The sequence below is a fragment of the Phaeobacter gallaeciensis genome, from assembly GCF_001678945.1.
Taxonomy (GTDB): Bacteria; Pseudomonadota; Alphaproteobacteria; order Rhodobacterales; family Rhodobacteraceae; genus Phycobacter; species Phycobacter gallaeciensis_A.
Genome location: NZ_CP015124.1, coordinates 2,721,165 through 2,733,663 on the forward strand (window position 1 = coordinate 2,721,165; position 12,499 = coordinate 2,733,663).

8 protein-coding genes and 2 pseudogenes are annotated in these 12,499 nt (G+C 55.9%); 4 read left to right on the forward strand and 6 right to left on the reverse strand.

The genetic code is table 11. The features are described 5' to 3' along the window. The first annotated feature begins 26 nt into the window (after positions 1-26). Both JL2886_RS12945 and JL2886_RS12950 read left to right on the forward strand, forming a co-directional pair. Complete coding sequence (locus tag JL2886_RS12945; protein ID WP_065272387.1) at positions 27-1,235, forward strand: mandelate racemase/muconate lactonizing enzyme family protein; 1,209 nt, start codon at positions 27-29, stop codon at positions 1,233-1,235. A gap of 14 nt (positions 1,236-1,249) precedes the next feature. Further along, on the forward strand, positions 1,250-2,692 hold the full coding sequence (locus JL2886_RS12950; RefSeq protein ID WP_065272388.1) for an aldehyde dehydrogenase family protein: 1,443 nt from the start codon (positions 1,250-1,252) through the stop codon (positions 2,690-2,692). A 72-nt stretch (positions 2,693-2,764) separates the two neighbouring features. Here JL2886_RS12950 and JL2886_RS12955 read toward each other — a convergent pair whose 3' ends face one another. Beyond that, entirely contained in the window at positions 2,765-3,742 is a 978-nt protein-coding gene (locus JL2886_RS12955) for an NAD(P)-dependent oxidoreductase (protein WP_065272389.1), read from the reverse strand. Positions 3,743-4,311: 569 nt separating this feature from the next. Between JL2886_RS12955 and JL2886_RS19240 the strand changes: the two are divergent. Further along, a pseudogene (locus JL2886_RS19240) lies at positions 4,312-4,687 on the forward strand (transposase); the annotation flags it as partial. A 66-nt stretch (positions 4,688-4,753) separates the two neighbouring features. Beyond that, positions 4,754-5,943: pseudogene (locus JL2886_RS19245) on the forward strand (IS3 family transposase). Here the strand turns inward: JL2886_RS19245 and JL2886_RS19730 are convergent. The 5 genes from JL2886_RS19730 to JL2886_RS12990 all read right to left on the reverse strand — a co-directional run bounded on the left by JL2886_RS19730 (position 5,940) and on the right by JL2886_RS12990 (position 11,644). Continuing rightward, positions 5,940-6,266 carry a phage integrase SAM-like domain-containing protein gene (locus tag JL2886_RS19730; protein WP_065272390.1) on the reverse strand — a complete coding sequence of 109 codons (327 nt, stop codon included), beginning with the start codon at positions 6,264-6,266 and terminating at the stop codon, positions 5,940-5,942. The pseudogene JL2886_RS19245 and the gene JL2886_RS19730 overlap by 4 nt on opposite strands. Before the next feature lie 264 nt (positions 6,267-6,530). Beyond that, on the reverse strand, positions 6,531-8,516 hold the full coding sequence (locus tag JL2886_RS19735) for an SEC-C domain-containing protein (RefSeq protein WP_065272391.1): 1,986 nt from the start codon (positions 8,514-8,516) through the stop codon (positions 6,531-6,533). 315 nt (positions 8,517-8,831) lie between these two features. Further along, the gene (gene tnpC / locus JL2886_RS19250; protein ID WP_082996081.1) at positions 8,832-10,502 is read right to left on the reverse strand and encodes an IS66 family transposase; all 1,671 of its coding nucleotides are present in this window, start codon (positions 10,500-10,502) and stop codon (positions 8,832-8,834) included. 393 nt (positions 10,503-10,895) lie between these two features. Then, positions 10,896-11,246 carry an IS66 family insertion sequence element accessory protein TnpB gene (tnpB, locus tag JL2886_RS12985; RefSeq protein WP_065272393.1) on the reverse strand — a complete coding sequence of 117 codons (351 nt, stop codon included), beginning with the start codon at positions 11,244-11,246 and terminating at the stop codon, positions 10,896-10,898. Then, on the reverse strand, positions 11,243-11,644 hold the full coding sequence (locus tag JL2886_RS12990) for a hypothetical protein (RefSeq protein ID WP_065272394.1): 402 nt from the start codon (positions 11,642-11,644) through the stop codon (positions 11,243-11,245). Before JL2886_RS12990 ends, tnpB begins: the two co-directional genes overlap by 4 nt. Positions 11,645-12,499 lie beyond the last annotated feature (855 nt).

Genomic DNA, 12,499 nt, shown 5'->3' on the forward strand with positions numbered 1-12,499 from the left:
CGCCCCCAATCAACACGGAGCAGCATATGCGCCTTGAGACGCTTGAAACCTTTGTCGTCGGCAACCTGCCGCCCCGCCACGGCGGGCGCTATTTCATTTTCGTCCGGGTGACGACGGCCTGCGGCATCACCGGTGTCGGTGAAATCTACAACGCCACCTTCGGGCCGGATGTATGCTGCGCCATGGCGCGTGACATGTTCGAGCGCCAGTTCGAAGGCGCTGATCCACAGCAGGTCGAGCTGTTGTTCCGCAAGGCCTATGGCGCGGGCTTCACCCAGCGCCCGGACGTCAGCGTCATGGGGGTGTTCTCGGGTTTGGAAATGGCCTGCTGGGATATTCTGGGCAAAGCCGCGGATAAGCCGGTTGCGGACCTTCTGGGCGGGCGCGTGCATGACCGCCTGCGCAGCTATTCCTACATCTACCCCACCGGCGGCGACGTCTATCCGGACCCGGATCAACCCAATGCCTACAATGACCCGGGCATCGCGGCCGAGATCGCGGTGCAGATGGCGGATCAGGGCTTTACCGCGCTGAAATTCGATCCGGCCGGGCCTTACACCATCTTTGACGGCCACCAGCCCCGGCTTGAGGATATCAGCCGCTCGGTCGCCTTTTGCCGCGAAATCCGCGCGGCGGTCGGGGACCGTGTCGATCTTCTCTTTGGGACGCATGGACAATTCACCGTGTCCGGCGCGCGGCGGATGGCGCGGGCGCTGGAACCCTTTGATCCCCTTTGGTTCGAGGAACCGGTGCCCCCCGAAAGCCCGGAGGCCATGGCCGAGGTCGCCCGGTTGACCTCCATCCCCGTCGCCGCGGGGGAGCGTCTTTGCACCAAGTATGAGTTCGCCCGGGTGCTTGAGACGGGTGCGGCCTCTATCCTGCAGATGAACCTTGGTCGTGTCGGGGGGCTGCTTGAAGCCAAGAAAATCGCTGCCATGGCGGAGGTCAAACAGGCGCAGATCGCACCACATCTTTATTGCGGACCGATCGTGGCGGCGGCCAATATCCAGATCGCGGCGGCTTCGCCCAATTTCCTGATCCTGGAAAGCATTGGCCGTTTCGATGGGCCCTACATGTCCTGCGTAAAGGGCGGTATCGAATGGGAGGATGGCTATGTCCTCCCTTCGCTGGCGCCCGGACTGGGGTTGGAGCTTGACGATGCCGCAATCGCCGCGCAGCCCTACGAGGGGCGCGAACTGCACCTGACACTCGACATCGCACATGTGACACCCTGAAAGGCAGAGAGACCATGATTGTTCTGAACGAATTCTATATCGGCGGCGACTGGCAGGCGCCTGACAGCAGCCAGACCATGCCCATCCTGACCCCGTCGACGGGTGCGCAGGTGGGGCAGGTGACCCTTGGCAATGCGCAGGACGTGGATCGCGCGGTAGCGGCGGCGCAGGCCGCCTTTGTCAGTTATTCCATGACGACGAAGGATACGCGGCTGGCCCTTTTGCACCGACTGGCAGAGGTGATGCAGGCCCGCATGGAAGACCTTGCACAGGCGATCACTACTGAAATGGGTGCGCCGATCACCATGTCGCGCGAGGTGCAGGCCGCTTCGGGGTTTGGCCATCTTGAGGCGTTCATCGCCACGCTTGAGGCGCATCAGGAAGAAGAAGCCCTGACCAACGGTGATATCGTCAGCCACGAACCGATTGGCGTTTGTGGATTGATCACGCCGTGGAACTGGCCGATCAACCAGATCGCTCTGAAGGTCATCCCGGCGCTGGCGGCGGGCTGTACCTGCGTTCTGAAACCTTCGGAGCATACGCCTCTATCGGCGCAACTCTTTGCTGAGATGATCCACGAGGCGGGCTTCCCGCCAGGGGTCTTCAACCTCGTGTTCGGTGACGGCCCGTCGGTTGGCGCTGCCCTGTCCCGGCACAAGGACGTGGCGATGATGTCCTTTACCGGCTCCACCCGCGCAGGCAGTGCGGTTTCGCGCGATGCGGCGGAGACGATCAAGCGGGTGGCGCTGGAGCTGGGCGGCAAATCTCCGAATGTGATCTTCGCCGATGCCGATCTGGAGGCGCGCGTGACCGAAGGTGTGCGGGAGTGTTTCGACAACACCGGTCAGTCCTGCAATGCTCCCACCCGGATGCTGGTTGAGCGCAGCGTCTATGATCGCGCCCTCGACATCGCCCGCAGCGCCGCCGCGGCCCAGGCAGTCGGCGATCCGCATCAAGAAGGCGATCACATCGGCCCGCTGTTTGATCAACTGCAATATGACCGCGTGCAGCGGATGATCCAGATCGGCATGGACGAAGGCACACCCTTGCTGATTGGCGGACTGGGGCGCCCCGAAGATCTGCCTGCGGAACTGGCACAGGGCTGGTTCGCCCGGCCAACGATCTTTTTCGATGTCACCCCGGAGATGACACTCTGGCGCGAGGAGATCTTTGGCCCGGTTCTGGTGATGACGCCCTTTGACACCGAAGCAGAGGCCATCGCGCTGGCCAATGATACCGATTATGGGCTGGACGCCTATATTTCCACCGGGGACGAGGCACGGGCCCTGCGGATGGCGCGGGCCCTGCGTGCAGGCGGTATTCACATCAACGGGCGGGCCACGGATTACGGTTCGCCGTTTGGCGGGTTCAAACAATCGGGCAATGGCCGCGAGGGCGGGCGGTTTGGACTTGAGGACTTTCTGGAAGTGAAGGTCAGGCCGCCCTTTTCTGCCTGAGCAGCGCGTCAATGACACCAAAGACACGGGACGCGAAAGGATATCGCGCCCCGTTTTTCATAAGGTCCGGCCTTACTGGTCCAATAGCTTTGCCAGCGGCGCCGAAAGGCCGGTGGGAATGACTTCGTACCCCGGTTCTTCCGGCTCGTCGTCGGTCATCTCGGCGGGGAAGCCGGGCGCGGTGATCGACAGGCCGGTGGCCTCTTCCAGCCTGCGGATGATGTTGGGCGAGAGTTCCCGTTCACCGAACCGCGCGATCCCGTCGTTCAGAATTCCAACCATCAGGGGGCTGATCTCCAGTGGAACGTCATGGTCTTCTGCGATGCTCTGGAACAGGCCAATGTCCTTCTTCACCAGATCCATTGTGAAGGAAATGTCGCGCGATCCGTTCAGGATGACCTGGCTTTCGGTCTCATGCACGAAGGAGGTGCCGGAGGAGATCTTCATCGCCTCGTAGGTGGTGTTCATGTCCATACCGGCGGCTTTCATCGTTACCAGCGCCTCGCAGCAGGTCAGCAGATTGGCCGTCGCAAGGTAGTTGGTCATCACCTTGAGGATCGAGGCACTGCCGATATCGCCGGTGTGCAGGACCCGTCGGCCCAGGGTGGTCAGTGTTGGCAACATCCGTTCAAAGGTGTCCCGGTCGCAGCCGGCGAAGATCGAGATATTGCCGGTGTCAGCCCGGTGACAACCGCCGGAGACCGGGCATTCCATGGTGGCGCCGCCGCGCTCGGCGACCAGGGCCGCCAGGCGTTTCACCTCGCCTGCATCAGTCGTCGACATTTCCATCCAGATCTTGGAGCTGTCGACGGCTGGCAGCATTTCCTCGACGACTGCTGCAGAGGCGGCCGGGGAGGGCAGGCAGGTGATGACAGCGTCACAGTCCTGCATCAGCGCCAGGGGGCCACTGGTGGGCTTGGCACCGCGCGGGACGAATTCGGCCACAAGGTCGGGGTTGAGGTCATGCACCGTGACATCAAAACCGTTGCGCAGCAGGCTGCCCGCGAGCTTGCCTCCTACATTGCCGAGGCCAACAAAGCCGATCTTCATAGCGGGTGTTCCTTTATCCGAGTGCTATCGTGACAATCCTGACCGGCGATTGCACAGCGGTAAAGCAACCGCTCTTGGCCCAAAGGGGTGGTTCGGATTGCAGCACATAGTTTCGCGGATCGCTGGGCGGCGACCCCTTGGTTCCAGGCGGGACAACGCGCTGGGCAGGTGGGTAGGTTTGGTGTTTCAAGGCTCATCTCTTGCTCTCTCCAGCGCCCTCGTATTTCTCTGCCGCCCGGTCTTGACCAGGATCAACGCCTTTCGGCGACACCCCCGAGAGACAATTCGAGCGACCCAGCCGCCGCTCTCTGAGCTACCCCCCTGAAATTTGGACACTGACGTAAGCTGCGATTTGCTGTCTGCTGATCTTCGACGAAGAGGAGATCAGAGATGTCGAAACGGAAGAGCCATGCGCCCGAGTTTAAAGCGAAAGTCGGGCTTGAGGCTTTGAAGGGCGAGCGGACGGTCGCTGAGCTGGCAAGCTAGTTTGGCGTACACCCTACGATGGCCTTGTTGCACAAATCGGGTGAGGGGTTCACTGCATGAATCCAGCGTGATAGCTGGGAGGCATGGGTAGTTGGGCCCCGAGTAAGTACAAGACCACGAACTGGTCTGCTTACAATGAAGCATTGCGGCAACGCGGATCACTGACGATCTGGTTCGATCCCGATATCGTGTGGAGGCCGCCTCCGACGTGCAAGCGCGGTCGACAACGGGCTTTCAACGATGAGGCTATCCAGACCTGCCTGACGATGAAGGTCCTCTTTGGCATGCCGCTTTGACAGACGACCGGGTTCGTGCAGAGCGCTTCTGCGCCTGGTCGGGTTGGACTGGACGGTGCCGGATTTCAGCACCCTGTGCCGCCGCCAACGAACTCTGAATGTGAGCATCCCCTATCGCGGCGGCAAGGGGCCGCTGAACCTGCTGATCCCCTCTCAGGCATTGCTCGCAATACTGATCCTCCCCCACTGAAGTGGTCCGCCCCTATAGTTAGGAAACGGAGGATCAAACATGGGAATCAAACGACACAAGCCAGAAGAGATTGTCACGAAATTGCGGCAGGTTGAGGTGCTATGCGGTCAAGGAATGCCGCGTGTTGATGCTATCCGCCAATTGCAGATAACCGAGCAAACGTTCTATCGCTGGCGGAAGCAATATGGCGGCATGGGAACCGACCAACTGCGAGAACTCAAACGGCTTCAGAAGGAGAATGAGCGGCTGCGCTGGGCTGTGTCTGACCTGACGCTGGACAAGCTGATCCTGTCGGAGGCCGCACGGGGAGTATGAAGCGGTTCACGCAGTGATGAACGATCCTGTGGATCGTTCAAGCGCCCAAATGGGCGGAGCCCTTGAGCCCTTCGCGTCGTCGTGCCTGCATTAACCATGTGCGAAGCCGGTTCCATATCTCAGAGCGTCGGGCTTGCCGTGTTTTAGGGCAGCACCGATCCACACAGAGACGGCTGCCAGCTGGGCGTGCCGACGAGGATCGTCTGGTGGCCGACATGATCGAGCTGACCCGCCAGTATGGTCGATACGGGTATCGTCGGATTGCCGCCCTGCCAAGGGATGCAGGATGGTTTGTGAACGACAAGCGTGTCGAACGTCTGTGGCGACGTGAAGGGCTCAAAGTGCCGATGAAACAACCCAAAAAGGGGAGGCTCTGGCTCAACGATGGCGCGTGTGTCCGGCTTAGGCCAGAATATCGCAATCACGTATGGTCGTATGATTTTGTGCATCACAGGACGGATGACGAGAAAGCGTTCCGAACGCTCAACATCTTGGATGAACACAGCCGGGAATGCTTGGCGATCCGAGTGAAGCGGAAGCTGAACTCAACAGAAGTGATCGACGCGTTGACGGATCTGTTCATCCTGCGCGGGGGCCCCGCCTACATCCGATCAGACAACGGCCCCGAGTTTATTGCACAGGCCGTCCGGGACTGGATTGCTGCCGTCGGTGCCAAAACCGCCTACATCGAGCCGGGGTTGCCCTGGGAGAACGGATACTGCGAAAGCTTCAACGCCCGCTTCAGGGATGAGCTGCTCAATGGTGAAGTCTTCTACAGCTTACGGGAGGCTCAAATCCTGATCGAACAATGGAGGAAACACTACAATACCAAACGACCACACAGTGCCCTGGGCTACCGCTCACCGACCACGGAATCCATCGTCCCGATGGAACCGAGGCCGATCATGCACTAACATTCAAAATGGACCAATTGGGTGGGGCTGATCAGCGTATCGACGGTCTTCTGTTTCGGCATGACCGGCATCACGTTCAGTAGGCCGTCTTCGACCGCCAGAGCCACAACTTTGCGAATGATGATCGTGTGTTTTGCCTTGGTTGATTCTGCGAGCCGTTTTGTTCGGTTCTCATCCAAGTGAATCAGGTAATCACGAACCATCCCCGTCGTGATCTTGGTCACGTCATACTCTCCAAAGTAGCAGATCAAGCCATCCTTGGATCGGTTCAAGAGTTTGTTGTCACCTTCTGACCACTTCGACTTACCTTTTTGAATGCCCATGAGCTTCTTGGCGTAATGCTCGTAAGCGTTGCATCTGCCCCCCGATTTGAGGTCTGTTAGCGACGCTGACCCCCTTGTATATTGGCGCTAAGCGCCAATACGGGGCATAGATTTTCACGCATTCAACATTAAGCGGACCGTTCATGCGACGCGCAGCGTAGTGGCTGCATTCAGCCTTTAACTACAACCGCCCCGGTCGTGGCGCCGCCCTACGCTCAGGGTGAAAAGCGCGACAACCGTTGGCATCTTACCAATGTCCCGAGCTTAGCCATTACCACAGCAACGCTTGTACTTTTTGCCGCTCCCGCACGGACACTTCTCGTTTCGTCCAACTTTTCGTCGTCCTCCCCCCCGCAAGACATCCTCGGTTTTGACCATGGGCGGCGCTCCAGCCATCATTTGTTCTAGCTCATAGTTAAATGCATGCTTCTGCCGAACATACGCGCCGAAATGCACTTGCTTGGTCAAAGGATCAACCTTAAGCCCCAACCATTTGTCCGCCTTCTGAAAATACTTGCGACGTAGCATATGCTTACGCAACGTAGGCTCTGCAATGAACTGGGGATCAGAATTGCAATGGATGGTCAGGCCGGACGAGCGATTTTCCATAGGCAGAGTGACATCGCCTCTTCCCCTTGCCGCCATTCTTGAGACCAACCCCTCAATTTGGTTGATACCGTCCTCTCCCATCTCAAGAAGAGACAGCCCTAATTCAACACAGAGCGCATTTGGATTACGATCAACATCATCGATCACACGAACGACAAATTTGTCCTTAAAGCGCGTCAGTAGTCCTTCCGGAGTATCTTGCCCCGGAAGGCCTTCCCGCCGCACAATCATTGCGGCGTCAATATCGCTTGCTAAACTGTCGTCCAAGTTTAAGAGGTCATATTCACCTTCGAGCCAAAGGTTTACTTTTAGGAAATGACCGAGCACGGCCAATTCGTTGGTCGTCATTATCCGGTCGTAGTATAGAGAACGGCGCTCTAAGTATGCTAAGACCCGGATGGGAGAAGAAACCAGTTCCGAGAGAACGTCTAGAGTGAAAAGGTCGACGCAGAGCGGGTTTTCAAATCCTTCGGCAGAATTGGTCTTCAGGAATTGTCGAACTTGAATACTCAATGCCGGATAGTGATCCGAAATAACCGTAATCGGGAACACTCTCTCTGGCCTTTTCAGGTCGACCACATTTCCGGCCGCGTCCCTTACAACTACGTTTTGAACTTGAAGCCCATCAAAACACGCTCGGCACTGGCCATAAGCTTCTTGAATTGCAAGTTGGAAATCTTTTTGAATTTTTACCAAATTGCCGCTCCGCGAAGCGGCCGTCAGCTTTTGTGACTTGCATTGACAGATGATCCCGATCTCACCAAAAGAAACGTATACATCTATTTCACCAACCTTATTCGCACCATCAAAAAGATCCAAGTTCTGGTAGACGTGCTCTTCACCGAAAATTCTTTTTAAGAACTGAAAGGTCATTTCCTCTGTGAAGTTGCCTTTGTTTTTAGATGCCGCCGCCCTGTATGATGCGTCTTGGTACATCCAATGAGCTGGGCACTCATAAACTGCTTCAGTGAGGCTGACGTATTGAAACAGATAGTGTCGTCCATCCAAGAGGACGATGGGGCGCGCTGAGATAATATTGAAGTCAGTTACAGATTGAAAAACCGCATTATCGAAACTGACATCACAAGTGAAAGCATCGAAGAAATTCTCGACAGTTTTTGCTGACAAGCCTGAAGCAGTAACTAGCGCTCCTTGCTCTAGTTCGAATGCTGGAAGCATCGTCCAAAGCTTCGGGTCAGTATGCCTAAGACTTTCAAGGTGATCCTGCGCCTTTTGAGACTGGATGCCAACAATCGCATCAGCGATGATCTTGGCATCTTCGAGGGTAAATCCTACGTTGTCGGCAAGCCATTGCTCATCCTGCTGGTAACGCATTTCCGCAAAAGCGCTGTACTGAAATGCGTAAGCGCTTTCGGTGGCGTAAAAGGCCGCTTCTCTGATCGCCTCTCCCGTTGAAAGGGGGGAGGTATCCGCCTCCCAACCGGAGAAAGCATCTTTGACCATGCATTGATGAATTTCTTCAAGGAGGCGCTCTGCTCGCTCTAGATACTGCGCGATCACTGCTTGATCAGGGAGTTCAATGGACCCGGGGCCTCCAAGCAGCCCGCCGATTAACGATGCAATCTCAGTTCGTACTAGACGTTGCGGTGATTTCCTGTCCGCAATCAGTTTGCCGGTCATCTGGTCTTTGAATCCGATCCAATTGTCTCGGAAACAGAGAATCGCGATTGCGTGTGCAAAGCCCGGACTTCGGCACAGTTCTATAAGCTCCTGAAAGCACTCTTCCTCGGATCGCACTGATGTTAACTCCTTACCGACTATTCCTGCGCCATTCGCGTATCCATAGTAGGCACGCTGTTAGAGGTGGTGGTTCAACCGCCACAATCTTTGGAGGTTTCAACGTAGCCATCACAATCTAACGTGTGACCCCAGCGGGCAACAAAAAGATCGTGGATACAACGGATAATCTTGCCACCCATTTCGGCCTGTGGCGTTTTATCGGCCAACCAACAACTCCTGCGGAGCGTTCCAGGGCAGCAGCTTGTCGTACTCGCTGCGAGGCAGCTTGGTTGCAATCTGGTCCAGCACCCAATTCAGGTACAGTTCGACATTCACCCCATTGAGTTTGCAGGTCTCAACGATGGAGGACAAAATCCCCCACGCCTCCGCACCCTCGTCGCTGCCCATGAACAGCGCGTTCTTGCGCAGCAAAATCGACGGCTTGAACATCCGCTCCACTGGGTTGGTGTCAAGATCAATACGACCGTCATCGACGAAGAGAACCAAATCTGGCCAGAGCTTTTGCGCATAGTTGATCGCCTTCGCCATGCCGCCTTTTGTCAGGTGACGACCTGAACACTCATCAAGGAATGCCTTTAACCGAGCAAGTACGGGTGCGCTGTATTTCTGGCGGTGAGCCTTCCGAACAAAGGGCGGCTTGCCCCTTATCTTCAGTTCCTCAGCATAAAGCTCTGCGATCAACTCGATCACTATTCTGGCGTCTTCCGTCTTGTTTCGCTTATACTCATCAGTGAAATACCTTCGCGTGTGTGCCCAGCATTTCGGGTTGACGATGCCTTCAACATCCGTCCCTTCTCGCCCCAATTGTCCGTAGCCCGCGTAAGCATCCGTCTGCACGATTGCATTGCAACCGCTGAGAAGTTGATGAATTTTATACATCGCTCTGGTCTTGCTGGGAACATACGCGACGATAGGGGGCAGATTGCCACCAAAGGAACGATCATCGCGGTGAATTGCGATAAGGTGGCTTGTGATGGTTTGCCCCTTGCCCGGCGCGAGCATCGGAATGGTAGTTTCATCCATGAAGAGGCGCGCACTGTTATGAAGCAGTTCGCGCATTAGCAATTCGTAGAGGGGCAGAAGAGCTTGTATGGCTATCCGGTTCGACCAAGTCATCAAGGTGCTGCGATTGAGGTCGATGCCGCTTGCCTTCAGTAGCCCCTCCTGCCGATACCACGGCAGTTGGGCACCGAAACGCATGAAAATCACATTCGCTAAGAATCCGTTGCTCATGGTAGTTTGAGGGAAGATACGTGGTATGAAAGGTGTTCCCACCACCTTGTCTGCCGCACGGCATCGGTATTTTGGGTATTTGCGAACGGCCACATAATAACGCGCCGGGACCATTTCCAACGTTTCGTTGATGTCATATCCCCGTATCGACCCACCACATCCACAGGGACATTTTTTGTCTGGCGTACCCATGTAAATTTCGAACCGTTCTAGGTGCTTTGGAAACTCGCGTTTGCCGCGACCGTTTCGATTGCGCGGAGCCAAACGTCTTGGTGTCTGCCTATGACCATGCAGATCGTTCCCAGAGTTTGGCGTTGCACTATTGGGAGTATGCCCCGGGGCTGACTGGTCAGATGGGCCATCGCCTTTTTGCAGTTGATCCTTATTCGGATTGCGGTCTGCTTTTGCGCCAAAGACGATTTTCTTTAGGTTAGCGATCTGTCTTTCAAGCTCGCTAATCTTCCTATCCTTCATCTTGCTGCGCGTCTTTGCCTTTTCTAGCTCAGTACGGAGGCCTCTGATCTCAATTTGACCGTCCCGCCACAGCGCTTCCGCTCGATCAGCAAAGTGGCGAGCGCTTACGCATTCGGAGGCCAAGATGTCAGCCGTTAGGCTGTCGATTGAGTCTTTCATCTTCCGAACGCAGCGAGACGCTGCGCCTTTCGTTAACAAAGGCGGACGCGTGAGCTTCCCTGCGTTTCGGTATGATTTGGATGCGGCGTATGCGGAGGTCTTGCAACCTTGAAAGAGGTGCCAGAGAGAGAATTTTGCAATTAGCTAGTTCGATAGAGGAATTCCTGTGATCTCGCGTAACATGATGATTTTACGTTACAATTTCTGATTAAAGCTTGGGCTATTTGTGTGGGAGGCCATATTGGAATGCAGCCAAGATGCGGCAGGGAGAACGAGACAACCCCACCGATTCGCTATTCTACTCAGCAGGTCTCAACGCGCTTTGGGACCACCGCTACCTTCGATACCCACTCCAATCAGAAAGCATCAAGCGCGCCGCTGTATTCAGTGAAGCTAGGCAACCTTTGGGCGATGGTAGTTCGCAGACTGGACACGCCTCCAGTCGAGGCCTTCGAACAAGGCTTCGAACTGGGCCTTGGTCATGGAAATGTTTGCCTCCGTTAATTTTGGCCAGACGAAGCCCGCACCCTCAATGCGTTTGTAGATCAGCACAAGGCCAGTACCGTCCCACATCAAAACCTTAATCTTGTCGCGGCCTTTCGATCTGAAAACGAAAAATGCCCCGGACAGCGGGTCGAGGTCGAAATTGCTCAGTACATAGTTTGCCAGACCATCCATGCCCTTTCGGAAATCGACAGGTGTCGTGGCGATGTAGATCTTGTAGGTGTTCGACGGCGCAATCATTGGAGTTGCCCCGCGACTTGTACGAGCTTCACAAGCTCGTTCTCGGTAATCCCCAGAGGGAACTCGATAGCCACGCTTCCGCAGAGAATACGCCCATAGCCTGCTTGGCTACCGCCGATTGGTGAAGACGGTTTCACACTGGGGGCGTCGCCCTCGACGCTCACAGTGGCAAATGCCGGACCTTCCACATGGATTTTTTCACCTCGGCTTCGCCGATCTGCAACCGACCATTTGCGGACGAGGCATTCATGAGCGCCGATCTCTGCAGCTACATCTCCGGCTGACTGACCTTCTTCCCGGATGCGTCGAGTGGCCTCCCACTTCAACTCGTTGGGCCAGATGTTCTTTCCGGAAGCTGACTTTCGAATTGTGAAGCCCCAAACCTCGTATTCCGCCATTCTGACCTCCTGTTTGTTACCGGGGGCCTGAATACCATTTGGACTACCCGCAGGTTTAGGGGGCAACTAGGGGGCTAGATGCAACGCTTACTAATGCTCGAAGCTTGTGGCCTTCTTCTGTGCGTGGTCGCTGTTGGCTTTTCTACGGTATGTGTCAGCAAATTCATAAGCGACTTCAGTGGCTTCAAGACGCACCGTCTCTTTGGGCGACCTATGAACATATTTGCCCGCAATCGGGTCCCTATGTCGAATGTAGTAGTACGGACTGCGGTCGGTCTTGTAGATCAACAGCCCCTTACGAAGGTGCTTGATCCAAGTTATTCGATTTTTGGAATCTTGGCCCAAATCAGATCTATGAGAAAAGTGTATAACCGTGTATGACCTTTTAGGACCTAAGCTCTGAGATCTCAACAGACCAAATAAATCAACTATTTCAGCGATTTAGTGGTGCCCGGGGGCGGGTCTTCAGCCCGTGTGAAATTTGGTTCGAGACCCGTTACAGGCACCGTTGACACGGCAAGCATCAGCAAAATAAGGGATATCAGCCCCGTGGAGTCCCGGTCAACAGGCACGATTTGTTCTACGGTTTGTTCTACGGCTCTGTCAGACTCAGCCTTCTGCCCGGTTGTATCTCCGTGTTGGGATCGAGCTGCACGGCTGTCAGGAGGGGCATACCGTGGAGAGCTGTCTCAGGCTCCCCGTATGACTAGTAGAAGGCCAGGAAGGACTTCCCCGGAGGTTCACCTACCTGAGACCTCGAGATGGCGCTGTATGAGTCGACCGGTATACGGGAAAGAGGGCTTCTGCTCGTGTGTGGGCATAGGGGGGGCGAGTGCCACCCCACCCCCGTAGGGT

What these genes read in the sequence shown, in the direction of transcription:
- JL2886_RS12945 (WP_065272387.1), top strand. Translation starts at nt 27, where the DNA reads ATGCGCCTTGAGACGCTTGAAACCTTTGTCGTCGGCAACCTGCCGCCC.
- JL2886_RS12950 (WP_065272388.1), top strand. Translation starts at nt 1,250, where the DNA reads ATGATTGTTCTGAACGAATTCTATATCGGCGGCGACTGGCAGGCGCCT.
- JL2886_RS12955 (WP_065272389.1), bottom strand. Translation starts at nt 3,742, where the DNA reads ATGAAGATCGGCTTTGTTGGCCTCGGCAATGTAGGAGGCAAGCTCGCG.
- JL2886_RS19730 (WP_065272390.1), bottom strand. Translation starts at nt 6,266, where the DNA reads ATGGGCATTCAAAAAGGTAAGTCGAAGTGGTCAGAAGGTGACAACAAA.
- JL2886_RS19735 (WP_065272391.1), bottom strand. Translation starts at nt 8,516, where the DNA reads ATGACCGGCAAACTGATTGCGGACAGGAAATCACCGCAACGTCTAGTA.
- tnpC (WP_082996081.1), bottom strand. Translation starts at nt 10,502, where the DNA reads ATGAAAGACTCAATCGACAGCCTAACGGCTGACATCTTGGCCTCCGAA.
- tnpB (WP_065272393.1), bottom strand. Translation starts at nt 11,246, where the DNA reads ATGATTGCGCCGTCGAACACCTACAAGATCTACATCGCCACGACACCT.
- JL2886_RS12990 (WP_065272394.1), bottom strand. Translation starts at nt 11,644, where the DNA reads ATGGCGGAATACGAGGTTTGGGGCTTCACAATTCGAAAGTCAGCTTCC.